Below are 21,592 nucleotides of genomic sequence, written 5' to 3'. Positions count from 1 at the left end.
AATCACATCGATATGACGATCTCCGTTACGCGCAGGAAGAGGAGGAGCGAACTGACGTGCACCATCAGGATGAACGGCGCTCCCTGCGCCCTCGTGATCTCCGCCTTTGCAATGTAGAACGGCGCCATCCCCTCCCCCATGACGCCGAGAACCAGGAACGCCTTCGCGATGAGGGGAACCGCCATCGCGCCGCCGAAGAGTTCCCACATGCTCAGCGTGCCGGTGCCGGCGAGGACGATCGCCGCGCCCCCGAAGAGCGGGACGGTGGCGAGCATCGCGACGATGCCGTACTGGAACGCGGCGTTCAGGACGTGCCGGTTCCGGTAGGCCGCGACGATGCCGATGTTCGTGATCCCCACCATCGAGGCGAAGAGGGTGAAGTTGAAGACGTCCCCGGTCATCACCGCCCCGAGCGTGGCGAGCCCGCAGGCGATCGCCATGAACCGCTGGAACCGCAGAAGATTCGGGTCGACCTCCTTCGTGTAGTAGGCGTCGCCGCCGAACGCGATATCCACCTGCCGCTCAGGGCGGCTCACGATGACGAGAGCCGTGAAGATGAGGGCGAAGACGAAGAGCGCCGCGGTATAGGGGCTGAAGTAGGCGACGATATCGCCGAACTCCAGCACGAAGACCTCCGGCCCGCCGATGTTCGTCGTCGGGAGGTTAAACATCCGGACCACCCCGCCGCATCGTCCCCACAAGGGACATCTTCGCCATCACTTTGAGGAGGATCGCCCCTCCGGCGATCATCACCGCAAAGAACCAGTACGCAGGGAGGAACATGAAGATGAAGAACGCTCCTATCCAGAACGCCCACGCGTAGCCGCTCACGGTCTCGATCAGCTCGAACTGTTCGGTGTGCCCCCGGCACATGAAGTAGAAGACCGCGCCGACCGCGGCGATCGCTCCGCCGGTGAATCCCGAGAGGACGATGCCGTAGGCGACCAGGATCAGCGCGAGGATGCCCGGAGCGCTGTCCATCACCTCGATCCGGAACGCCGGCCCCTCCGGCGCCCGGAGCCCTTCCTTCGCGATGTAGACCTCCGAGACGGCCATCAGTTCGGATATCCCGACGACGAGCCCCGGGAGGATGAGCGCCTCGGCGAGGTCGGTGGCGACGAGCGCGATCAGGACGAGGGCGAGGACTTCGGCGAGGTCGGTGAGGAGGATCCGGTGCAGGTCGTCCTTCTCCCGGACGAGAGCGGTAAACCCGATGATGATCGAGGCCGCGACGACGACGAGACCGACCGGGTAGGCGAGCTCCATCAACTATCCCTCCTGAAGAGGTAACTCGCGATTGCAAACGCCACGAAGAGGATGCTCGTCTCGACGACGGTATCCAGCCCCCGGGTGTTGTAGAGGATCTCGTCGATGATGCCGCCCGGGTGGGCGACGATCGTCGTCCCCATATGGTGCGTGGTATCGGCGAGCCACTGGCTGAACGGTGTCAGGTAAGCGGTCACGTAGCCGGCGTAGGGCGAGTTTTCCGGGTACTGCGACTTCACCGGGGTCGTCCCGAAGGGCACGCCGCCCCGGTCGTAGGGGTGGAGGGCGCTTGCCGGGTCGAGGGTCTTTTCGTAGAGCTGGTCGTCGTGGTAGGCGATGAACGGCAGGCTGACGAGGCCGAGCACGACGACGATGATCGCGAGGAGCGCATACAGCGCGGTGAGGTTCTCGACCCTTGATATCGTCGCGGATATCCGGGTGATGATCGACCGGTCCGGCGTCATGGCGCGGCCTCCTTTCGTTCGATGGCCCGGACGAGGACGAAGGTCGATATCGCCGTAACCCCGACGAACGTCAGCAGGGCGAGCATCTCGTCGTAGGCGAGCATGATGAGGAGCAGGCCGAACCCGGGAATCTCGAGGCTGATCAGCCGCGAGAGGTAGGTCGTCGGGCGCGGGAACCCGGCGGCGATCACCCCGATGATGAGGATGATGCAGCCGAGGACGAACTCAGGCGTCACCGGCATCCCTCCTGCAGATCAGCAGTATGATGATCGTGGTGATCGGAACGATCAGGCTGACGGCGATGAGGACGTCCAGGTAGCCGCGGGCGGCGATGAACGGCGCGATCCCGCCGAAGATGATCCCGACGGCGATCAGTTTGTTGAAGCGGTCCCGCTGGAGGTGGGCGCTCACCGTCCCGATGAGCGCAACGGCCGCGAAGAGGACGACGAGAAGGTCATCCACGCCGCTCACCCCCCGCATACGTGCTCGCTATGGCGTTCGCCTCGAGCGTCGAGCCGACGAAGTAGGCCGCGGCCGCGACGAGGGCGAGCGGGTGGTTGAGCAGCAGGACGATCGCCCCGGCGACGGCGAAGTTCATGACGTTGACGTAGGGGAGCTTTCTCCCCGTGTTCTTCTCGACGGCGGCCCTGATCGCGGCAAAGACCGCCAGTGCGGCCACAAGGTAGAGCGCGATCACTCTCTAACCCTCCAGAGCCGTGCAAGAAGCCGGCTCGCATGGGCGTGGGAGAGCCCCTGGATGGTGAGGATGGCAATCACCATGCCCGCGATGAAGTCGGTTGCGGCGAATCCGACCAGGGTGAAGCCGTAGACGACGAACGTGGCGAGGACCGCGCCGGTGGTTCCGGCGTAGCCGGGGTCGTGGCAGATGCGGTTGCCGATGAAGACGAGCGCGGCCGCGACGAGCCCACCGGGAATGCCGGCGACGTAGACGCCGCAGGCGGCAAGGAGCGTCCCGGCCGAGGCGTCGGGTGAGCAGACGATGTTCCCCATCATGGTCCCCCCGGCAAGAGCCCCGCCGCCTGCCTCGATATCCCGCGCGATGGCCGATGCTCCGCTGACACCCCCCGCTTCCGGCAACCGGAAGAAGATATCGACGGTTACGAAGAGTATCCAGCTGATGATCGCTGCCGCCAGGATATGGAGGAGTTCGCCCAGCATTGTTCTTTCAACTACTGGAAAATACGGTCAATCTATTCAATAAAGGTTTTGTTGTTAACATTTCGGGCGTTATTCGACCCGAATGCGCCTCCGGCGCGCCTCCGGCATGACAGCCTCCGGTTAATTTTGTATGGAGTGTAATGAATATTATATAGCATATATTTTTTCACGAATCCATACGGGACCTTTTTGCACCTCCGATTGCTGATCAAAGAAAGAGCAGGCGTTCCCGGGATCGGGTTCGGATACGGATGGTGCCGCAGATCGTACGCCCGGGCGGCAGGCCCGCGCATGGGCGGCGGGGAGCAATTATAATGCTCCCGGCGCCGACAATATATGCAGGCGGGGGTTGCCGAGCCAGGTCAAAGGCGCTGGATTTAGGGTCCAGTCTCGAAGGAGTTCAAGGGTTCGAATCCCTTCCCCCGCATGCCGACTTCGGGTTGGATCTCTTTTCTGCACTTCTTTGGTGGAGCGCGTCCTTGGTAAGGACGGGGTCGTTCATGTGTTGACCCCTCCACGATCGCGATCTCGTCCTCCGCGAGCCCGTACAGATCATACACCAGCCTATCGATCTGGCGGCAGGTCGCGTCGATCATCCCGGCGAGCACCTCCGTCTCATGCGGGGCCTTCGCCACCGCAAGGCGCCTGTTCAGGTCGAGCATCTTCTCCACGAGGCCGACCATGCGGTCACGGCGGGCGACGTCGGCGGGGCAAGCCGTTTGGTTATACTCCCGGAACATACCGAACACCCCGGAGGATATGCGGTGCGAGAGCCGGCTTTATGGCATCGCGGTCGACGAGGTCGACTTTTCTCCCGAAGAGATCTTCGAGGAAGAATTTGAGATCCATATACGTGTCAAAAGAGCGCCCCCTTTCCTTGAACTCGATGAGGATATCGATATCGCTCTCTTCATGCTCGTTGCCCCCAGGATCTGGTTATAGGCCTCTTTTGAGACGGGGATCTTCTCTGCAGCAGTCATTGAAACCGGATCTGTACTGATCATGGTATATGCTTTCTTTCTGGTGAGCAGAGCGCGAGACAGCAGGCTTCTCTCAGATGACCGGCGCAACCCGGGCCGGGAGATTCCCGGTAGAAAAACGGAACAGGAGGTTACGTCGCCTGCAGGATCTCGATGATCCGATCGATGACCGACGTGACGGCCGGGTCATTAAGATGGCCTGCCCGGTAAAGAATCAGGTTGGTACTGGCGGAAAAGAGCCGGTTTGGCCGGACATTACTTGGTTTGTGGAGTGCCCCCTCCGTAAAATCCATGTCGGTGATACCGACGGCGTAACGATCCCGGACCTGCTGGCTCGTGATCTGACAGAGGATGACATCGTCCCCACCGGGAGTCGCAACGACGAGAGCGGGACGCCGCTTCACCGTCGAAAGGTCTGAGAAAGGGAACGGTACAACGACGACATCTCCCTTTACAGGTCGCTCCACGCCTCATCCTCCTCGGGTCGGAGCCAATCTTTCCGGAGCACGGGTTCGCTGGCAAGGGCGGTGTCCGGAACGGCCTTCCGGCGCCGGAACTTGAGGAACCGGATGAAATCGAGCACCTCGCTATAGGTCCGGGGCGGAAGGTCTTCGAGCTCGCTGATGATCTCCTCTTTTGCCGGGCTCATGGTTACTTCACCTCTACAAATATGATCCTCTGGTGCTTCAATCTACATATCTCTGCCTGAAGAGGGGGTGTTTACCGGGGCGTTCAATCCCCTGGCACTGAGGAAATTGAGAGGGGGCTCCTGTCTCCCTCGCACTCCGGTGCAGGCATGGCGTCAACGAAGGCGCTCGCCGGCGTTCCGGATCACTCCGTCCTGCACCAGGTCGTCTGCCAGGAACTCCTCGTAGTCTTTTCCCCGGGTGTATCGGTCAATTTTCCTGACAGCCTCAAGGTTATCGTGGAGATAGAGGTTATATTCCCGGGACATACCGAACACCCCGGAGGATATGCGTTGCGAGAGCCGGCTTTATGGCATCGCGGTCGACGAGGTCGACTTTTCTCCCGAAGAGATCTTCGAGGAAGAACTTGAGGTCCATGTAGGTGTCAAAGGAACGGGCCCCTTCCTCAAACTCGATGAGGATATCGATATCGCTCTCTTCGCGCTCTGCTCGAAACCTTCGGGTTTCTCAAACTCCACTCTTTCGCACCTGCGGTGCTCATGCTCCGGTCTCCGAAGACCTTCGGTCGTTTCGAACTCCGCTCCGCGGAGCGTCATTCCTGGCGGACCATCGCGCATACCCCATCATACCCCTGTTACCCGCCCATCAGGATAACGTTTTTCCCCGGGTTGCCGGTCGCAGGGTTGTGCCGGTAGGGTGCAGGGCACCGTCCGACTGAAACATATCGCAACGGCCGGGGGGCTCGGGAAGCATACCCTTCTCCTCACGCCCCGCTACTCTTCTCCCTCACGCCAGCTCGTGCTTCCGCAGAAACTCCCTGACCTGCCTCGACTCGATCCAGCCCCGGTCGAGATCCCGGACGTAGCCGTTGATCCGGTCGACCTGCTCCCGGATCCTCCCCGTAGCCGCCTCTTCGTCGATCAGTTCGGTCATGCCCAGGATCACCTGGAGCGGCTGGCGGATATGGTCGCCGAGGATCGCGAACTGCTCGATGTTCCGTTCGATCTGCTCGAACGCCTGCTGCCGGAGCTGCTCGTTCTGTTTCCGTTCGGTGATGTCCCTGCCGACCACGTGCACCCCGATCACCAACCGGTCGCGGATGATCGGCGACTCGTTCAGTTCGAGGTAGGCAACCGACCCGTCCTTTCGGCGGAACTCGGTCTCGAGCCCCTCGACCGGCTCGCCCCGGGAGATCTTCCTTCGCCCCTCCTCCCAGGCGGGGAGCGACGAGGGGACAACGAAGTCCCGGCACTTGCTGCCGATGAGTTCGTCGGGGGTGTAGCCGAGGACGCGGGTCACCGCCGGGGAGATGTAGGCGATACCGCTGTCGTGGTAGCAGGTGTAGATCATGTCGAAACTCTGCTGCGTGATCTCCCGGAACTGCGACTCGCTCTTTTCCAGGGACTCACGCGCCTGGAACCGCTCCATCGTGTTTCCGAGCCGTCCGGCTACGATATCGATCAGCGCCCGCTCTTCGGCGAGGAACGGGCCTTCGTCCTCCCCGGGCCTCTCGCGGAGGTAGCAGACGTCCACCATACCGACCCTCTCGCCGTGGACGACAATCGGGGACATCTGCCGCCAGGGCGTCTCCCGGAACCCCTCCGTCCTGTAATCGCACCCGAGCACCCTGATCCTCGCGACCGTGTCCTCCGGGTACTGCCAGCCCGAAGGAAGCGCCAGAACGACTTCGCGAAAGATCGCGTCAAGCGCGATCCCCGGCCGCTCGATGATGCGGGATACCGCATACAGCGTCGAGAGCTCGTCCACCCGGTTGTTCAGGTCGCGCGTCAGATTCCGCAGGGCGTCCTCCGCCTGCTTCCGCTCGGTGATATCCCTCGCGATCACCGCGATCCGGCTGATGCCGCCGCGTGCATCCCTCACAGGATAGAGGACGGCATCATACAGCCGTCCTTCCACGGTATCTTCGAACCGTGCGGCCCTGCCCGTCCCGGCGACCTCGCGGAGGCGGGCCGCGTAGACCTCTACCTGTTCCGGCGAGAAGAACTCCTGCAAACGTATGCCGACGAGCTCCTCCCGGCTCCGCGCAAACAGCCGGGCCGCCGTTTCATTGGCGTCGATGATCCGGCCTCCCGCATCGACGAGGACGATCATCTCCTCGGGAGCGTCGAGGAGAACCCGGGCCGTCGCCTCGCTCTCCCGGAGAGCGCACTCGGTGCGCTTCCGGTCGGTGATGTCGTAGAGCTGCTCGACGATGAACGCCACCTCGCCCCTCTCGTCGAGGATCGGGCTCGAACGGCACTCCATGTACCGCCCGAGTTCGGGCACGAACTTCTCCACGACCTCCCGCTTTTTACTCGCGACCGCAAACCCCGTCGCGCAGACCGGGCAGGGCGTCGTCCTCCCGATGAGGTCGTAGCACTTCCGCCCCTTCACCTCCTCCGGCGTCATCCCGAGCATCTCGTAGCCGGCGCGGTTGTAGCGCAGGATCGTCCTGTCCGGCAGCTGGACGCCGACAATATCGCCGAGGTTCTCGAAGAGCCCTTCGAGCAGGGTGTTCGCCTCCGCGAGGCGGCGGCGGCTCTGCTCCTCTCCGGTGACGTCCTGCCAGGTGACGGCGGCACCGGAGACGGCCCCGCCCGTGATGATCGGCGAGGCGGATACGACGACGTGAAGATCCTCGCCGCCGGGGTCGTGGACCGTGTACCGGCAGGACGCGAGCCTCTCTCCCCTGAGCGCCCGGTACCCGGGGAGGTCGCCGGGCTGAACCGGCTCGCCGCCGGGATACCTGATCAACACGTCCCCCCTCCCGAGGAGCGCCCGGGCTATCCGATCCCCGTCGCCCGGGCCCGCCGCGATCACCCCGCCGTCGGCGTCGTAGACGATCCCCTGCCTGCCGACGGCGGCGAGAAGCGCGTCCCGCTCCAGTCCTGCGCGGGCGGCACGGGCGGCGAGATCGCGGTTCTCATCGATCAGGGCCCCGATGCCCGCCGCCAGCCTCTCCCGGGACCGGCGGTCGAGACAGGGAGCAGCGTCCTGCAGTATCTCCAGTAAGTCGGCCGGGGATTCGTCCTGCAGATTCTCCATATTTCCCCCCGGAAACGGTTCCGGCATCCGGACACCTTCCCGCATTTCGTGCCCGCCCGGCAGGCGCACCCCCACATCCCAAACGGCTGCAGGCCCTTTCCATCGGATTTGCCGGGTTGGCGGCGTCTCCCGGACGGTTTGATCGGCGCGGCGCGGGTACGAGCCGTCGAACCGTCACCCGCCGGGGCGATCAATGCAAACATAAGTATAATTTTGATAGGATAAAATGGGTTGGCACCGTAATCCTTCACCGGAGGTTGAGGGAGGTGGGGCGCAGACGACCGGAACGTAGATAACCGATGCGCGTACCTCCATGGTGCGGCCGGAGAATCCACCGGCCCGGGTGCACAGATGCACCATCGCAAAGACCGCTTCTTCCCGGAGATTTCCGGCAGAAAGGCGCTGCCGGCGGCACACAGCCAGTTCGCGATCATAGCGCCCGATATCGGACTCATCTTCCTCTTCATCGCGCTGGTTTCGTGCTCCCCGTTCCTGGTCGCCCTCTGGTACGGCGAAGACGGCCTCCTTCTCCCCATGGCCTCGGCGCCGGCGGGGTTCGGCATCATCGGGATCTGGCTTGCCGGCATCCCGAAGGCCGAGGGAGAGGCACGCCTCTCCGTCGCCCTTTCGGCGGTCGCGCTGATCTGGCTCGCCGCATCCCTGATCGGCGCTCTGCCGTATACGTTCGGCCTCAACCTCCCTTATACTGACAGCGTCTTCGAAGCGATGTCGGGCTGGACGGGCACGGGTTTCTCCCTCCTCCCGTCGGTCGACGCCACCCCAAAGACGATCCTCTTCTGGCGGTCGCTGACCCAGTGGATGGGCGGCCTCGGGATCGTCGCGTTCACCATCGCTCTCGCGGGCAGATCGGGCCTGACCCGGTTCCGGCTCTACCGCTCGGAAGGCCGGTCAGAGACGTTCATGCCGAGCGTCGTGACCACGGCCGTCGAGATGTGGCGGATATACCTGGTGCTCACCGCCCTCGGCATCGGGCTCGTCCTCCTCTCGGGGATACCTCTCTGGGACGCCGTAAACATCGTCATGACGGCGATATCGACCGGCGGGTTCGCGGTGCATTCGGCCGGCATCCTCTACTACGACAGCCCGCTGCTCGAGATGCTCGTCGTCCCGGTCATGATCGCCGGGGCGCTGCCGTTCAAACTCTATTTCCTGCTCTACTACAAAAAGAGGTTCCAGTTCTTCTCCGACCGGCAGGCGATCCTCCTCTTCGCGCTCATCCTTGCCGGGTGCGCCGCCGTCACCCTCGACCTCGCAACCGTCTCGTCTCTCCCCCCCGCCGAGGCGCTCCGGGAGGGGATCTTCATGACCGTGAGCGGCATCACCTGCACCGGGTTCCAGAACGCCGACCCCAAAACCTGGTACGGCTCGACGGTGATGGTTCTCGCCGCGCTGATGTTCGTCGGCGGATCGGCCGGGAGCACCGCCGGCGGGATCAAACTCGGCCGGGTCATCCTCGGCCTCGAGATGCTCCGGTGGTGGTTTAGGAGGCTGCACACCGGCTGGCGGGCGATCACCCCGCTCCGGCACGACGGGCGGCCGATCCTCGAACACCTCCCGGAGTACGAGGTCTCGAAGAGCATGCTCGTCGTCGTCCTCTTCGTCCTGACGGTCGCAGTCGCCACCCTTCTCCTGCTCCACCTCGCGCCGCAGGGGGGATTCGACTCCGCCGACATCATCTTCGAGGTCGTCTCCGCCGCATCCAGCGTCGGGCTCAGCACCGGGTTCGTGAACCCCGGACTCTCCCCCACGGCGAAATGGCTTTTTATCATCGTCATGTGGGCGGGAAGGCTCGAGATCGTGCCGGTCCTCGTCCTGGTCTTCGGGGCGGCGCGGAGGCTGTAGACCCTCCGGGACCCTCTCGCACCGGCGCACGCCCGGAGAACAGTATAAATACCGGCGGTGCGTCATATCGCCATTGCGTCGGGCCTGATCGGCATGAAGGAGTCTACGAAGTTCGCATTCGACATCAGCTGGGTGTTCGTCAGCCAGATCGTCACCCTCGGGTCAGGGTTCCTCCTGAATATCCTGCTGAGCCGCTGGCTCGGCCCGGGGGACTTCGGGCTGTATACCCTGACGCTGACCATCTTCACGATCTCCACGCTGGTTGCCGGCCTCGGCATCCCGGAGACGGTCGTGAAGTTCGTCGCCGACTACAAGACCGACCGGGAGCGGCGGGACGCCGTCGTCACCGCCGGGGCCGTCAACGGGCTCCTGCTCGGAACCTCGGCCGGACTCGTCCTCTTCCTCTTCGCCGGGGAGATCGCGGCGCTCTTCTCGATTCCGGAACTCTCCGGCCTCGTCCGGCTTGCCGCACTTGCCGTGCCTATCTCGATCCTGAACACGACCCTCCTCGGCCTCCTGAACGGGCTACGGGAGATGCGTTCCTACTCGTTCCGGTTCATCATCCGCTCGCTCCTCCTGGTCGTGCTGGCGGCGGCCCTCATCTTCGCGGGCTTCGGCCCGGCGGGAGCGGTGGCGGCGCTGCTCTTTACCGAGATCGGGACGCTCGCCTTCGTCGCGGCGGTCGTCCGCCCGCACTTCCGGCTCTCGGCCCTCAACCACCGGGAGACGACGAAGAAGATGCTCGCGTTCGGGAGCAGGGTCTTCATCGCGAGCGCGGTCTACCTGGTGAACACCTACACCGACACCCTCCTCATCGGCTACCTCCTGACGGAGACCGACGTCGGCCGGTACGCGGTCGCAATCGCGATCGCCCGGGTGGCCTTCCTCTCGCTCCCGGGCTCGATCTCCACGGTCAACTACCCGGCGATCTCGGAGTACTACAGCAAGGGCCTTGCGGATGCCGTCGAGGCGGTGATATCCCGGTCGATCCGGTACTGCCTCGTCCTCCTCTCGATAGCGGGGCTCCTCCTCATCTGCCTTGCCGAAACGATCATCGAGGTCCTCTTCGGCCCCGCCTACCTGCCGGCCGTGCCCGCTTTCATCGTCCTCGTCTACGGGATGATCGTCTTCGGGGCGGTCTCCTCCGTCGGGCCATCCCTCAGCGCCATGAACCGGCCGGGGCTCTCCTCGAAGGTGAACGTCCTGGTCGCGGGAGCAAACGTCTGCCTCGACCTGGCGCTCATCCCGCTCTTCGGGATCACCGGTGCGGCCGCCGGCACGGCCGTATCGTGCACCCTGCTCGCGGTGCTGATCCTCTATATCCTCCACCGCGTCTTTGCCGTGCGAGTGGAGTCGGCGAAGATCGTGAAAGTCTTCGGGGCAGTCACCGTATTCCTCCTCGCCTTCTTCCTGCTCCGGGACACGGTGCACCCGTACGTGCTCGCGGCGGCCCTGACCGGCCTCTACGGGGCGTACGCCTACCGGGCGGTGCTGACTCCGTCGGATAAAATAGAGATCTTCGGCGCGATCACGCCCCTGTTCGGGCGCTTCGCTCTCCGGCGCCTCAACGGGCGGTGACGGGAGATGGGGGCGCTCCGGCCCCGGAGAGCCCTTTCAGACGCTCGATGCCGCAGCTCAGGGCGTGCACGAGGTAGTAGTTCGACTCCCGCCCGCTCCCGGCGGTCAGCCCGGCCCGGAGCGCCTCCTCGATATCCTCCCCGGCAAAGACCGTCACGCCCCTCCCGATCTCCGCATACACATGTGCGTCGCTCCCGCCGACCGTTCCCTTCCCGCAGACGCGCGAAAGCCTCATCGAGCGGGCGTTGGCCGCCGGCCGCGACCTGCTGTTGAACCCCTCGATGAGATCCACCTTCCCTGCCGGACGCCCGGGGAACGGATGCCCGCGGTAGGGGTGCGCCAGAACCGCAAGACCGCCCTGGGCGCGGATCTCGGAGACCACGTCGTCGAACCTCCGCGCCGTGATCTCCTCTTCGAGGAAAAGGCCGAGGACGTCGCCGCACTCCGTCCGAACCTCGGCACCGACGATCACCGTAACGTCACGGCTCGCCTTCCGGGCGAGAAGGCCTCCCCGGATGGTGTCGTGATCCGTCACCGCTATGGCGGCGAGCCCCCGCTCCCGGGCAACCCCGACGACCTTCGCGGGGTCCATGAACGAGTCCCGGGAGCACCGGGTATGGATGTGCAGATCGGCGAACATCCTCTCCACCTACCCGGAGGCGGCCTCCTCGACGGCGGTGCAGACGTACTCGACGTCGTCGTCGGTCATCCCGGGGTAGAGCGGCAGCGTCACCTCGTGCTCCCCGACGAACTCGGTCTTCGGAAGCGATCCTTGAGTATCCCCGAGCAGCCTCTTATAGTAGGTGAAGAGGTGAACCGGCGGGTAGTGGATGCTCGTCTGGACTCCCCGCTCCTTCAGCGCCGCCTGAAAGCCGGCCCTCGGGAGATCCGCGGAGAGGACGACCGGGAAGATATGATAGGAGGAGTCCCCGTTGGTCTTCCCGGGGAACGGGCACTCTATCTGCTCGATCCCGGCAAGCGCTCCCCTGTACCGGCCGACGATGCGCCGCCTCCGTTCGTTGTTCTGCTCCAGGTGCCGGAGCTGGACGATGCCGAGCGCGGACGCGACCTCGCTCGTCCGGTAGTTGTAACCGAGATCGGTGACGTCGTAACTGTAGCCGTGCCCCCGGTGCCGGTCCCACGTCAGCGTGGTCATGCCGTGCGAGCGCATCGTCCGGATCTTCTCGGCAAGACGGTCGTCGTCGGTCACGATCATGCCGCCTTCGCCGGTCGAGAGGTTCTTGTTCGCAAAGAAGCTGAAGCACCCGATATCCCCGATCGTCCCGCACTTTTGCCCCCCGTATGCCGCGCCCACCGCATGCGCCGTGTCCTCGACGACCCGGAGGTCGTGGTCGCGGGCGATCTCCATGATCGGCCGCATGTCGCAGGCGTATCCTCCGTAGTGGACGACGGTGATCGCCCGCGTCCTCCCCGTGACCTTCGCCGCGATCTCTTCCCACGAGACGTTCAGGTCGTCCCTGCCCCCGATATCGGCGAAGACCGGCTTCGCACCGCAGTAGAGGATCGAGTTCGCCGTGGCGACGAACGTGAGCGACGGCGTTATGACCTCGTCGCCCATACCGATGCCGAGCACCGCGTGGGCGATGTGCAGCGCCGCGGTCCCGTTCGAGACGGCAAACGCATGTTTCACCCCGAGATACCGGGCGAACGCCGCCTCGAACTCCTCCGTCACCGGCCCCATCGAGAGCCACCGCGACCGCAGGACGTCACGGACCGCGTCGTCCTCCTCGCGGCCCATCGCGATGTCGGAGAGCGGGATCTTCCACGTCATCCTAGTCCCCTCCGACGCCCGGCGCCCCGTAGAACGGGGATGATGCGCTGTTTGCCTTCCGGTAATCGTCCACCCGCCCGATGTCCAGCCAGTAGCCGTCGTACTTGAAGGCCTTGACGGTCTCCCCCGCAGCGAGCAGGGCGCGGATCAGGTCGGGGAAGTCGATGTACTCGTGCGGCGTGATGTAGTCGAGGGCACGCGGGTTAAACGCGTAGACCCCCATGCTCACGTAATGCTCGAACCCCGGTTTCTCGGTGTATCCGACGATATCTCCGTTGCCGTCGGTGTCCACGATACCGAAATCGACGAAGTAATCTCGTTTGTTCAGGGCGACCGTCGCGATCGCCCCGTTGTTGTTGTGGTAGTCCATGAACGCGGAGAACGGCAGGGTCGTCAGGACGTCGCCGTTCATCATCAGGAACGGCTCGGAGAGTTTATCCTTGATGAGCCCGAGGCATCCGGCGGTTCCGAGCGGCTTGTTCTCCCGCGAGTAGGTGATCGAGAGCCCGAACCGGCTCCCGTCGCCGCAGAACGCCATGATCAGTTCGGCCAGGTGCCCCACCGCTATCGTCACGTCGCGGATGCCGTGCTCCCGGAGCTGGTGGAGGATGATCTCGAGGATCGACTTGTCCCCGATCGGCATAAGCGGCTTGGGGATGATGGTCGTGTAGGGTTCGAGCCTCCTCCCCTTGCCGCCGGCAAGAATAACCGCTTTCATATCAGGTCACGTAATGTCCGGGACCGTATAGGTCCAGGTGTTCTCTAAACCATGCAATCGTCCGCGAGAGGCCATCGTTGAGGGGCACAGCCGGAGACCACCCGAGGAGGTCCCGGGCGCGGGCGTTGTCGCACCACAACCGCTCCACCTCGCTCTTCTCCGGCCGCAGGCGGCCGCTGTCGGTGACGACCTTGATCTCCTTGCCGATGAGAGACGCGACCGTCTCCGCGACGGCACCGATGGAGATCTCGTAGTTCGACCCGACGTTCACCGTCTCCCCGACCGTCCGCGGCGATTCGGCGACGAGGACGAACGCACGCACCAGGTCGTCGACGAAGGTGTAGTCCCGCGTGGTGTGCGTCGCGCCGAGGACGACCTTCTCCTGCGTCAACGCCTGCACGATGATCGTCGGTATCACCGCCCGGGCGGACTGGCGGGGGCCGTAGGTGTTGAACGGCCGTATCGTAGCGATCGGGACGTCGAACGACCGGTAGAAACTCTCGGCCACTTTGTCCGCTCCGATCTTGCTCGCGGAGTAGGGCGACTGCCCCTGTAAGGGATGGTTCTCGTCGATCGGGACGTAGCGCGCCGTCCCGTAGACCTCGCTCGTCGAGGTATGGACGACCTTCCCGACGCCGGCATCCCGTGCGGCCTCGAAGACGTTGAGCGCGCCGAGGACGTTCGTCTCCACCGTCTCGCGGGGATGGATGTAGGAGTAGGGGATCGCGATGAGCGAACCCAGGTGGAAGACGACGTCGACGTCCCGGACGGCGCTTCTGACTGCGTCCGCGTCTTTGAGGTCGCCCATGACGACCTGCACCCGCTCCCGCCGCTCGTTCGGGAGCAGCCGCAGGAGGCCGGGATCGTTCCTCGAGTTGTAGCGGACGAACGCACGCACGTCCGCCCCAAGGCCGGCGAGGTGCTCCGTCAGGTGGCTGCCGACGAAGCCCCCGGCTCCGGTCACCAGCACCTTCCTGTCAGTCCAGTCCATCACGGACCACTCCTCTGCACCCCGGCGGGCTTTGCATAGTTACCATACTTCATCGGGATCACCTGTTTCGCAGACCTGTTTTCGCGTGCGGCCCGTATACCGGTGCGCGACGGCATCGAGGGGCTGCCGCCGGAGCCCGGGTGAGGAGAACGGGGGGAGGGTCGGATCGTCTCTCCCCACCAGCCGCAGGGGAGCGGCGGGCGCCGCCGGAACCGGGGCATCGGGGGGCAGCAGCGCCATCCTGTCGAGAAGCGCCCCCATCGGCATGAACGGGAACCGCGCCATCAGCATGATGAGTTTCTCAAGCGACGTCCGGACGCCGTGGTAGGTGACGAGACGGGACATGAACGGCACCTTCAGCAGGGGAGGCCCCGGGTAGATGTCGTGGGGATGGACGTAGATGTTGGCCGGCCTCCTCGCGGCAATCCTGCCGACGCCCCAGGAGAGAAACCGCTTCGGGAGGGCCCGGAGATAGAACCCGCCGGAGACGGGGATGTTCGTGCCGATCCGGAGAACCGAGAGCGGAAACTCGACGATCGGGCCGTCGGGGTCGTGGACGGTGACGTCCTCCCGCGAGGGCCGGTAGATGCCGACGGGCGCGTCCGGCACGCCGTAGAGCTGGGTCCTCACCGGGAAGATGCTCGAGTCGTACCGGAACCCGTACTTCTCCAGGACCCCGATCGCCCACCTCGTCCCGTTGTTCAGGGAGAACGACGGCGCCCGGAACCCGACCGGGTTGTAGTCGTCGAGCAGTTCGAGGGACTTCTTCAGTTCGTCCTCGAACTCGCTCCGGCTCATCGCGTAGAGCGGCTTATGGGAGTAGGCGTGGCACGCGATCTCGTGCCCGTCCCGGTGGATCTCGCTGACGACCTCGGGATACTTCTCCGCGACGGAACCGAGGACGAAGAACGTCGCCTTGACGTCGAATGCATCGAGTACTGCAAAGATCGGTCTCAGCGAATCCCGAAACCCGTCTTCCCGGTCATGGGGCAGGTAGTTCGTCAGGAATTCGTTGCACCACCAGAACTCGAGATCGATGCTGAGCGCGTTGACGTTCATTGTTATCGCCTCAGGACAAAACGCCACATCTCCGGATCAAGCGCGTAACGCGCCGTGGCGAGCACGAACCCCATCGTGGGGCCCGGATCGTGCAGCGAAAGGATATCGTCGGGCGTGCCGAACCGGAGAAACTCCCGAAAGTTCTGCCAGGTCTTCGGGGCGCTCAGGTACCAGAGGATGTCTCCCGGGAGCAGCCAGCGGCACCGAACCCCTTCCCGGTAATCCGCGACCGTCTCGACGTCCCCGTCCATGATCATCCGGTAGAGGAGGTAGGGGAAGTCCACGCCGCTCAGGATGGAGAGGTGAAGCGACCCCCAGAAACGCGGGTTCACCTCCATGAGTTTGAGCGTGCCGTCGCGGGCGTCGATGCGGAACTCCACCATCGCGACACCCGACCACCCCATCGCCTTCAGGAGACGGAGGGCGAGCGCCGCGGCTTCCCGGGCAAACTCGTCTTTGACGGTCTCCCGGAGCGTGCTCGCGCCGCCGGAGACCGGGTAGGAGCGGAGTCTCCTCTGGACGGTCACGGCACGCGGTTCGGACCGGCCGTTCGTGAGGGTGTAGACCCCGAGCTCCCCGCCGCCGGGTATGAACTCCTGGATCACCACCGGACCGAACGCCGGCACGATCGCTTCATACGCCCGGAGGAGGTCGTCAGGACCGCTGCAGACCCGGACACCCCGCCTGCCCGAACTCACCCGGGGTTTGACGACGGCCGGGTAATCGATTGCCCCGGCAATCTCCGCCGATTCGGCGGCGCTCTCCGGAAAGAAGGTTTTCGGACAGGGGATGGCGTTCTCGAGAGCGATGCGGAGGGTCGTTCCCTTGTCGTAGCCCTTCATGAAGACGTCGCGGGGCGGCAGGGCGATCCGGGTATACCGGGAGATCTCCTCTTCATGGTCGATGATGGGTTTTAAACAGGCGTCGGCGACCGGGAAGATCGCGTCGTATTCCTTTGCCTTCAGGAGAGCGAGAAGGTGCCGTACGAACTTCTCCTCCTCCCGTACCGGCGAGGGGTATACCTGACGGCGGCTGCAGTACCGCGAAAAAGCGCCCGTCGCACACCTCGTCTCCTCGCCGGCGGTCACCTCCAGCCCCTGCTTCCCGAGCGACCTGATGACCGCAAGAGAGCTCCGCATCTGTGCGTCGGTTACGAAGACGGCTCCTCGACTCAATCCTTCCCCCCCCTGGACGAACCTTGATGGGCGATAGGTAGCGCTTCTAATATTTATACCTGCCCTCGATCCAGGAGCCTCCTATCCGGTAACGGAACCGTGAGAAACACCTGATGAACGAGCAGGATGGATTGGTCTCTCCTCCAGAACATCAAACTGCGGAGATCAAGTATGCGGGGAATTGACCGGAGGTAAATTCCGTGGATATTCGAAGGGTAACGTTAACGTGCCGGCCGGGTTAGGCCGGAATCGACGGATATGCGACCGGCGGAGGGGGCAGGTGTCCCGCCTCCGCACCCCGTTGGACGTTCAGGATAACCGCCGGGCACCCGGGTCCCACAGATACATTTATAGGGGTTATCGTGCACCTTCACCCCGTTACCGGAGCGCAAGCATGAAGGTCATGGTGGTGACGCCGTACTTTTACCCGCACATGGGCGGAGTCCAGAAGTACGTCTACGAGATCGGCACCAGGCTGCAGCGGCAGTTCGGGCACGACGTGACCGTCGTCTGCTCCAACTGGAGCCGGGAGGAGAACGCCGTGAGAACCGACCGGATCGACGGCCTTACGGTGATCCGGCTGCCCTACCGGTTCAAGGTCTCGAGCACCCCCGTCAACCTCGCGTGGAAGAGGGCCCTGCAACAGATCATCGGTTCGGTGCGCCCGGACGTCGTCAACGCTCATATGCCGGTTCCGTTCATCGCGGACGCGGCCGCCCGGGCATCGGCCGGGATGCGGGTGCCGTATGTCCTGACCTACCACAACGACCTGACCGGCTCGGATCTCCTGACGCGGGTGTTCGGGCGGTGCTACTACCCGCTTCTCGGTTCGCAGACGCTCCGCCTCGCCGATATCATCGTCGCCACGTCGGAGTACTACGCCGGGCGGTCGCCGCACCTCTCGAAGCATCGCCGGAAACTGCGCTACGCCGCCCCCGGCGTCGACCTCGAGCGGTTCGGGGGAGACCGCTCGGACTTCCTGCGCCGGAAATACCGCCTGGACGGCGAGAAGATCCTCCTCTACGTCGGCCACCTGGACAGGGAGAGCCGGCATAAGGGCGTTCATTACCTGATCCGGGCGATGAAGACCGTCCGGGCGTCCATGGGCGCCAAACTCATCCTCGCCGGCCGGGGAAACTACATCGACCACTACAGGGAGCTTGCCGCCGGCGAGGGCGTCCTAGAGGACGTCATCTTTGCCGGTTTTGTCCCCGAGGACGAGATGCCCCTCTATTTCAACAGCGCCGACCTCCTCGTCCTGCCGAGCTGCGACCGTGCGGAGGGGTTCGGCATGGTGCTGATCGAGGCACAGGCGTGCGGCACGCCGGTCATCGGGACGGAGATCGGCGGAATACCCTATGCCGTGGAAGACGGGGCGACCGGCCTCCTTGTCCCGCCGGGAGACGCCGCGGGGCTTGCCGCCGCCGCCATAAAGGTGCTCGGCGACCGGGACCTGTACCGGCGGATGGCTCATAACGGGCCGGAGAGGGTGCGAGAACTCTTTACGTGGGAGAAGAGCGCCGCGGCCTACGACCGGGTCTTTCGCGAGGCCGTCCGGAGGGAGAGAGATCGGCATATCGAGCCGGAAAAAGAGGGAGTGATGAATTGGAGGCTCAGTTCTTCTTAGCCTTGTCCTGAACCTTCTCCGTCTTCTTCTCCTGCTTCTTATCCTGGGGCTTCTTGTCCTTTGCCATGGATGACACACCTCCCTCCCGAGGTGGGATAGATCTGATGTCATCCGGCCGGGATATAAATTTTACGGACAGTCCGCCGCGTTACGCTGAATCGAGGCAAAATAAGGGAGTTTTTTCCGGCATCCCGGCTATAGCGGGAGAGAGGGTCGCATCGGAGCGCCCTATGCTCCACGCCCGGCGCCGGAAAGGGTGTAGAGTATGACGAGCGTGAGCGCCCCCACCACCTCGACACCTATCACGAGGGGGATGACCGGGATCGCGCCGGCAACCGCGAATCCTCCGGGTATCGGGCCGATATCGGCGGGTGTCCCTGCAGGTGCCGAGCCCGGCTCGGCGAGCCAGTCGCAGAAGAGCGCTGCGCCGACCGCAAGCATGACGACCGCCATGAGTATGAAGATGAACAGCCCGAGTATCTCGGTCTTCCGTAACGATTTTCCTGCAACTCGCATCGACGCCATCTTTGCACCCCTGCTCTCATGCATCGTTATCACCCCGCATCCCCCGCCCGGCGGTTATGGCTCCGGACAGGGGCGTATCATCGATTGCTGTTATCGGAGAGTCCGGTTGATCGGGTTTCTCCCCGGTAGCCGGCGTAGAATTGCCGACGCGCCGGCAGACAGCCGGCGGGCACAATTCTACATGATTGAACATGACAATACTATGAGACAGTAGTTGTATTTAATAGTTTGCTTCACGCCCTCCACCACGCCCAAAGAGCCTGATTCCCGCGACCCGGGATACCCAACCCGGGTTCCGGCGGCCGGTAAGGCGGGGCGAATCGCCGGCGGCGAGAGGGAACCCTCCCGCCGGGCAAAACCGCCGGCGGGGAGAGTACTGCGGGAAAGGTGTAGAATACACCAAGATTTTTATTCGTTTCGCCCCAACGAATATAAGAATGGCCCGCATCTACCTCGGCAAGATCCAGCTTCGCTGGTGCGACGCATGCCATGCCCCCGTGCTCTCCGGGGTCTGCGCCTGCGGCGCCCCCACCCGCCCGGTAGCCGTCACGCCGCCGGGAGACGCACGTCCGGCGTTCCCGGACGACATCGAGCGGGTCAACCGTATATTCCGCGAGCATTTCGGAGCGGCGCTGATCCCGGAGGGCCATATCGCGCTCCTGAACAAGGTTCCTGCCGACGACCGGATGGACGAGATCGTCCTCGGCGGGGCGGTCGTGGGCGCGATCCGCTACTTCCCGGACGAGCACCGCTGGGAGCCCCTCCCGCGCCCGGCCGCCGCGAATTACCTGAAGCCGACGAAGCGATACGTTGTCGTCGACGACGGCGCGATCCCGTCCATCCTCGAGTCCGGTGCGAGCGTCCTCGCGCCGGGCCTCGTCTCGATCGACCCCGCCGTCGCCGAAGGCGACGAGGTCTTCATCCTGACGAAGGCCGGCGAGTGCGTCGGCGTCGGGAGAGCGAAGGTCGATGCCGCAACCGCCGGGACGATGGAGCGCGGGGTCGTCGTCAGGACGCGAAAGAACGTCCGGTCGATCTGCGTCCCCGGAGAGGCGACGTGGGACGACGCCGTCAGGGCAAACGAACCGGTCCTCGCGGACTATGAGGCGAAAAGCATCCGGTTCGTCCGCGAGGTCGCGGAGCAGAACCCCAGACAGCCCACGGTCTCCTACTCCGGCGGCAAGGACAGCCTCGCGACCCTGCTCGTCGTCTTAAAAGCGCTCGGGCCGGTGCCGCTCCTCTTTGCGGACACGGGGCTCGAGTTCCCCGAGACCTGCGAGAACGTGGACGCGGTGGCGGAGCGTTACGGGCTCGAGGTCTTCAGGGTCTGCGAAGAAGAGGCGTTCTGGAAGGCGTTCGAGGAGAGCGGCCCGCCGGCCGTCGACAGCCGCTGGTGCTGCCGGGTCTGCAAACTCGACCCGGTCGGCCGCCTGATCGACGAGAACTGGGGAGAATGCCTCTCGTTCATCGGGCAGCGGAAGTACGAATCGGTGCGGCGGATGCAGAGCAGGCGGGTCTGGAAGAACCCCCGCGTCCCGCAGCAGCTCTCGGCGGCCCCGATCCAGCAGTGGACGGCGATGCACGTCTGGCTCTACATCTTCCGCGAGAAGGCGCCCTACAACCCCCTCTACGGGCGGGGGCTCGACCGTATCGGGTGTTTCATGTGCCCTTCAAGCGACCTTGCGACGTTTGCAATCATCGGGGAATCCCACCCCGAACTCCTCAAGGCGTGGGACGGGAGGCTCGCCCGGTGGCAGGAGAGGTGCGGCCTCCCCGAAGACTGGATCGAGCGCGGACTGTGGCGGAAACGGGGAGATGCGGATGAAGAAGAAGATAGTTATAATTGATTACGGCCTCGGCAACCTGCGAAGCGTGCTGCGGGGCCTCGAGCGGGCGGGAGCGGCACCGGCGATCACGGCCGACCCGGAGGCGATAGCGTCCGCCGACGGGATCGTCCTCCCGGGGGTGGGGGCGTTCCGGGACGGGATGGAGATGCTCGGCGGACTCGCGGATACCGTTCTTGCCGCCGCGAACGAGACGCCGCTCCTCGGGATCTGCCTCGGGATGCAGATGCTCATGGACAGAAGCGAAGAGCACGGGATCCACCGGGGCCTCGGCCTCGTGCCGGGCGACGTAAAGCGGTTCGTCCCGGCCGCCGGGGAGAAGGTCCCCCACATGGGGTGGAACACCATCCATATCGACCCCGGAACCCCGCTCTTTGACGGGCTCCACGAGGAGGAGTACGTCTACTTCGTCCACTCCTACTACGCGGCTGCCGCACCGGCGAACACCATCGCGAGCACCACCTACATCCGCCCCTTCGCCTCGGCGGTCAATAACGGGCTCACCTACGGCGTCCAGTTCCACCCGGAAAAGAGCGGTGCGGTGGGGCTGAAGATCCTTGAGAACTTTATCGAGCGGGTTTGTTGAAGGCGACTTCCCGAGCGCGACCGGCCGAAGGGTGCGACGTTCCAACGGAACGGAGCTGGAGCACCGTCAGGTGCGGGGCGGGAGCACGAGCACCGCAGGTGCGAAGGGAAGGAGCTTGAGAAAACGCGAAGCGTTTTCGAGTTGCGACGTTCCGCCAGGAACGGAGTTCGAAAAGAACTTCGTTCTTCGAGCGGGCCGCCGGTTTTTTGCCGCCGATGAGGGCGGTATTCTTTTTTGGTGCACGAGGTCGCGG

General features: G+C 64.3%; 24 protein-coding genes, 1 tRNA gene and 1 pseudogene. 6 read left to right on the top strand and 20 right to left on the bottom strand.

Annotation, left to right across the window (positions count from 1 at the left end; all coding sequences use genetic code 11):
- Window positions 1-2: 2 nt before the first annotated feature.
- Genes SZ63_RS08060 through SZ63_RS08030 form a run of 7 tightly spaced genes read right to left on the bottom strand, consistent with a single transcriptional unit; the run spans window position 3 to window position 2,909 of the window.
- Window positions 3-671 carry a membrane protein gene (locus tag SZ63_RS08060; protein WP_048184043.1) on the bottom strand — a complete coding sequence of 223 codons (669 nt, stop codon included), beginning with the start codon at window positions 669-671 and terminating at the stop codon, window positions 3-5.
- Window positions 664-1,266, bottom strand: a complete 603-nt coding sequence (locus SZ63_RS08055) for an EhaG family protein (protein WP_048184041.1) — start codon at window positions 1,264-1,266, stop codon at window positions 664-666. Before SZ63_RS08055 ends, SZ63_RS08060 begins: the two co-directional genes overlap by 8 nt.
- Window positions 1,266-1,730: a DUF2106 family protein gene (locus SZ63_RS08050; RefSeq protein WP_048184039.1), complete on the bottom strand. Its 465-nt coding sequence runs from the start codon at window positions 1,728-1,730 to the stop codon at window positions 1,266-1,268. Before SZ63_RS08050 ends, SZ63_RS08055 begins: the two co-directional genes overlap by 1 nt.
- On the bottom strand, window positions 1,727-1,972 hold the full coding sequence (locus SZ63_RS08045) for an EhaE family protein (protein ID WP_048184037.1): 246 nt from the start codon (window positions 1,970-1,972) through the stop codon (window positions 1,727-1,729). Before SZ63_RS08045 ends, SZ63_RS08050 begins: the two co-directional genes overlap by 4 nt.
- Window positions 1,956-2,192 (bottom strand): DUF2108 domain-containing protein, encoded by a 237-nt coding sequence (locus SZ63_RS08040; RefSeq protein ID WP_082122711.1) that lies wholly within the window; start codon window positions 2,190-2,192, stop codon window positions 1,956-1,958. Before SZ63_RS08040 ends, SZ63_RS08045 begins: the two co-directional genes overlap by 17 nt.
- Complete coding sequence (locus SZ63_RS08035) at window positions 2,185-2,427, bottom strand: DUF2109 family protein (RefSeq protein ID WP_048184240.1); 243 nt, start codon at window positions 2,425-2,427, stop codon at window positions 2,185-2,187. Before SZ63_RS08035 ends, SZ63_RS08040 begins: the two co-directional genes overlap by 8 nt.
- Window positions 2,424-2,909, bottom strand: a complete 486-nt coding sequence (locus SZ63_RS08030; RefSeq protein ID WP_174435774.1) for a hypothetical protein — start codon at window positions 2,907-2,909, stop codon at window positions 2,424-2,426. Before SZ63_RS08030 ends, SZ63_RS08035 begins: the two co-directional genes overlap by 4 nt.
- Window positions 2,910-3,251: 342 nt before the next feature.
- Between SZ63_RS08030 and SZ63_RS08025 the strand changes: the two genes are divergently transcribed.
- Window positions 3,252-3,336, top strand: a tRNA-Leu gene (locus SZ63_RS08025).
- Window positions 3,337-3,632: 296 nt separating this feature from the next.
- Here the strand turns inward: SZ63_RS08025 and SZ63_RS12740 are convergent.
- The 6 genes and pseudogenes from SZ63_RS12740 to SZ63_RS12450 form a co-directional block, all read right to left on the bottom strand.
- The gene (locus SZ63_RS12740) at window positions 3,633-3,797 is read right to left on the bottom strand and encodes a nucleotidyltransferase family protein (protein ID WP_241481296.1); all 165 of its coding nucleotides are present in this window, start codon (window positions 3,795-3,797) and stop codon (window positions 3,633-3,635) included.
- Window positions 3,798-4,020: 223 nt separating this feature from the next.
- Complete coding sequence (locus SZ63_RS08015) at window positions 4,021-4,356, bottom strand: type II toxin-antitoxin system PemK/MazF family toxin (protein WP_048184032.1); 336 nt, start codon at window positions 4,354-4,356, stop codon at window positions 4,021-4,023.
- Window positions 4,341-4,538, bottom strand: coding sequence for a hypothetical protein (locus SZ63_RS08010; RefSeq protein ID WP_048184030.1), 198 nt, complete (start codon window positions 4,536-4,538; stop codon window positions 4,341-4,343). Before SZ63_RS08010 ends, SZ63_RS08015 begins: the two co-directional genes overlap by 16 nt.
- A gap of 153 nt (window positions 4,539-4,691) precedes the next feature.
- The gene (locus SZ63_RS12735) at window positions 4,692-4,844 is read right to left on the bottom strand and encodes a HepT-like ribonuclease domain-containing protein (RefSeq protein WP_241481288.1); all 153 of its coding nucleotides are present in this window, start codon (window positions 4,842-4,844) and stop codon (window positions 4,692-4,694) included.
- Window positions 4,828-5,010: pseudogene (locus SZ63_RS08005) on the bottom strand (nucleotidyltransferase family protein); the annotation flags it as partial. The pseudogene SZ63_RS08005 and the gene SZ63_RS12735, both read right to left, overlap by 17 nt.
- A 312-nt stretch (window positions 5,011-5,322) precedes the next feature.
- The gene (locus SZ63_RS12450; protein WP_162199201.1) at window positions 5,323-7,581 is read right to left on the bottom strand and encodes a PAS domain-containing protein; all 2,259 of its coding nucleotides are present in this window, start codon (window positions 7,579-7,581) and stop codon (window positions 5,323-5,325) included.
- A gap of 351 nt (window positions 7,582-7,932) precedes the next feature.
- Here SZ63_RS12450 and SZ63_RS07995 point away from each other — a divergent pair, with 351 nt between their 5' ends.
- A complete protein-coding gene (locus SZ63_RS07995) occupies window positions 7,933-9,444 on the top strand; it encodes a TrkH family potassium uptake protein (protein WP_052959109.1) in 1,512 nt (503 codons plus the stop codon).
- A 93-nt stretch (window positions 9,445-9,537) separates the two neighbouring features.
- A complete protein-coding gene (locus tag SZ63_RS07990) occupies window positions 9,538-11,022 on the top strand; it encodes a flippase (protein WP_156168451.1) in 1,485 nt (494 codons plus the stop codon).
- Here the strand turns inward: SZ63_RS07990 and SZ63_RS07985 are convergent.
- Genes SZ63_RS07985 through SZ63_RS07960 form a run of 6 tightly spaced genes read right to left on the bottom strand, consistent with a single transcriptional unit; the run spans window position 11,009 to window position 16,757 of the window.
- Complete coding sequence (locus SZ63_RS07985; protein ID WP_048184027.1) at window positions 11,009-11,662, bottom strand: PHP domain-containing protein; 654 nt, start codon at window positions 11,660-11,662, stop codon at window positions 11,009-11,011. The two genes, SZ63_RS07990 and SZ63_RS07985, sit on opposite strands and share 14 nt — an antisense overlap.
- A 9-nt stretch (window positions 11,663-11,671) precedes the next feature.
- Window positions 11,672-12,814 carry a DegT/DnrJ/EryC1/StrS family aminotransferase gene (locus tag SZ63_RS07980; RefSeq protein ID WP_048184025.1) on the bottom strand — a complete coding sequence of 381 codons (1,143 nt, stop codon included), beginning with the start codon at window positions 12,812-12,814 and terminating at the stop codon, window positions 11,672-11,674.
- A 1-nt stretch (window position 12,815) separates the two neighbouring features.
- Window positions 12,816-13,532 (bottom strand): sugar phosphate nucleotidyltransferase, encoded by a 717-nt coding sequence (locus tag SZ63_RS07975; protein ID WP_048184023.1) that lies wholly within the window; start codon window positions 13,530-13,532, stop codon window positions 12,816-12,818.
- A 1-nt stretch (window position 13,533) separates the two neighbouring features.
- The gene (locus SZ63_RS07970; RefSeq protein ID WP_048184021.1) at window positions 13,534-14,523 is read right to left on the bottom strand and encodes a GDP-mannose 4,6-dehydratase; all 990 of its coding nucleotides are present in this window, start codon (window positions 14,521-14,523) and stop codon (window positions 13,534-13,536) included.
- 39 nt (window positions 14,524-14,562) lie between these two features.
- On the bottom strand, window positions 14,563-15,582 hold the full coding sequence (locus SZ63_RS07965; RefSeq protein WP_052959108.1) for a polysaccharide deacetylase family protein: 1,020 nt from the start codon (window positions 15,580-15,582) through the stop codon (window positions 14,563-14,565).
- 2 nt (window positions 15,583-15,584) lie between these two features.
- Window positions 15,585-16,757: a carboxylate--amine ligase gene (locus SZ63_RS07960; protein ID WP_156168449.1), complete on the bottom strand. Its 1,173-nt coding sequence runs from the start codon at window positions 16,755-16,757 to the stop codon at window positions 15,585-15,587.
- Window positions 16,758-17,151: 394 nt separating this feature from the next.
- Between SZ63_RS07960 and SZ63_RS07955 the strand changes: the two genes are divergently transcribed.
- Window positions 17,152-18,384: a glycosyltransferase gene (locus SZ63_RS07955; protein WP_052959107.1), complete on the top strand. Its 1,233-nt coding sequence runs from the start codon at window positions 17,152-17,154 to the stop codon at window positions 18,382-18,384.
- Between the two features lie 228 nt (window positions 18,385-18,612).
- Here SZ63_RS07955 and SZ63_RS07950 read toward each other — a convergent pair whose 3' ends face one another.
- Window positions 18,613-18,909: a hypothetical protein gene (locus SZ63_RS07950; RefSeq protein ID WP_156168447.1), complete on the bottom strand. Its 297-nt coding sequence runs from the start codon at window positions 18,907-18,909 to the stop codon at window positions 18,613-18,615.
- 437 nt (window positions 18,910-19,346) lie between these two features.
- Here SZ63_RS07950 and SZ63_RS07945 point away from each other — a divergent pair, with 437 nt between their 5' ends.
- Together SZ63_RS07945 and hisH are read left to right on the top strand one after the other, a co-directional pair.
- On the top strand, window positions 19,347-20,756 hold the full coding sequence (locus tag SZ63_RS07945; RefSeq protein ID WP_048184013.1) for a phosphoadenosine phosphosulfate reductase domain-containing protein: 1,410 nt from the start codon (window positions 19,347-19,349) through the stop codon (window positions 20,754-20,756).
- A complete protein-coding gene (gene hisH / locus SZ63_RS07940) occupies window positions 20,731-21,339 on the top strand; it encodes an imidazole glycerol phosphate synthase subunit HisH (RefSeq protein ID WP_048184226.1) in 609 nt (202 codons plus the stop codon). Before SZ63_RS07945 ends, hisH begins: the two co-directional genes overlap by 26 nt.
- The last annotated feature ends 253 nt before the right edge of the window (window positions 21,340-21,592 follow it).

Source organism: Methanoculleus sediminis (assembly GCF_001017125.1).
GTDB lineage: Archaea > Halobacteriota > Methanomicrobia > Methanomicrobiales > Methanoculleaceae > Methanoculleus > Methanoculleus sediminis.
The sequence above is the reverse complement of the archived record's forward strand: the minus strand, read 5'-3'. Positions and strand labels throughout refer to the sequence as shown.

Coding starts and splice junctions, on each gene's coding strand:
- SZ63_RS07955 (WP_052959107.1), top strand. CDS start 17,152: ATGAAGGTCATGGTGGTGACGCCGTACTTTTACCCGCACATGGGCGGA.
- SZ63_RS08055 (WP_048184041.1), bottom strand. CDS start 1,266: ATGGAGCTCGCCTACCCGGTCGGTCTCGTCGTCGTCGCGGCCTCGATC.
- SZ63_RS08060 (WP_048184043.1), bottom strand. CDS start 671: ATGTTTAACCTCCCGACGACGAACATCGGCGGGCCGGAGGTCTTCGTG.
- SZ63_RS07950 (WP_156168447.1), bottom strand. CDS start 18,909: ATGGCGTCGATGCGAGTTGCAGGAAAATCGTTACGGAAGACCGAGATA.
- SZ63_RS07985 (WP_048184027.1), bottom strand. CDS start 11,662: ATGTTCGCCGATCTGCACATCCATACCCGGTGCTCCCGGGACTCGTTC.
- SZ63_RS12450 (WP_162199201.1), bottom strand. CDS start 7,581: ATGGAGAATCTGCAGGACGAATCCCCGGCCGACTTACTGGAGATACTG.
- SZ63_RS08045 (WP_048184037.1), bottom strand. CDS start 1,972: ATGCCGGTGACGCCTGAGTTCGTCCTCGGCTGCATCATCCTCATCATC.
- hisH (WP_048184226.1), top strand. CDS start 20,731: ATGAAGAAGAAGATAGTTATAATTGATTACGGCCTCGGCAACCTGCGA.
- SZ63_RS08030 (WP_174435774.1), bottom strand. CDS start 2,909: ATGCTGGGCGAACTCCTCCATATCCTGGCGGCAGCGATCATCAGCTGG.
- SZ63_RS07980 (WP_048184025.1), bottom strand. CDS start 12,814: ATGACGTGGAAGATCCCGCTCTCCGACATCGCGATGGGCCGCGAGGAG.
- SZ63_RS07945 (WP_048184013.1), top strand. CDS start 19,347: ATGGCCCGCATCTACCTCGGCAAGATCCAGCTTCGCTGGTGCGACGCA.
- SZ63_RS07965 (WP_052959108.1), bottom strand. CDS start 15,582: ATGAACGTCAACGCGCTCAGCATCGATCTCGAGTTCTGGTGGTGCAAC.
- SZ63_RS07990 (WP_156168451.1), top strand. CDS start 9,538: ATGAAGGAGTCTACGAAGTTCGCATTCGACATCAGCTGGGTGTTCGTC.
- SZ63_RS12735 (WP_241481288.1), bottom strand. CDS start 4,844: ATGTCCCGGGAATATAACCTCTATCTCCACGATAACCTTGAGGCTGTC.
- SZ63_RS07975 (WP_048184023.1), bottom strand. CDS start 13,532: ATGAAAGCGGTTATTCTTGCCGGCGGCAAGGGGAGGAGGCTCGAACCC.
- SZ63_RS07970 (WP_048184021.1), bottom strand. CDS start 14,523: ATGGACTGGACTGACAGGAAGGTGCTGGTGACCGGAGCCGGGGGCTTC.
- SZ63_RS08010 (WP_048184030.1), bottom strand. CDS start 4,538: ATGAGCCCGGCAAAAGAGGAGATCATCAGCGAGCTCGAAGACCTTCCG.
- SZ63_RS07995 (WP_052959109.1), top strand. CDS start 7,933: ATGCACCATCGCAAAGACCGCTTCTTCCCGGAGATTTCCGGCAGAAAG.
- SZ63_RS08050 (WP_048184039.1), bottom strand. CDS start 1,730: ATGACGCCGGACCGGTCGATCATCACCCGGATATCCGCGACGATATCA.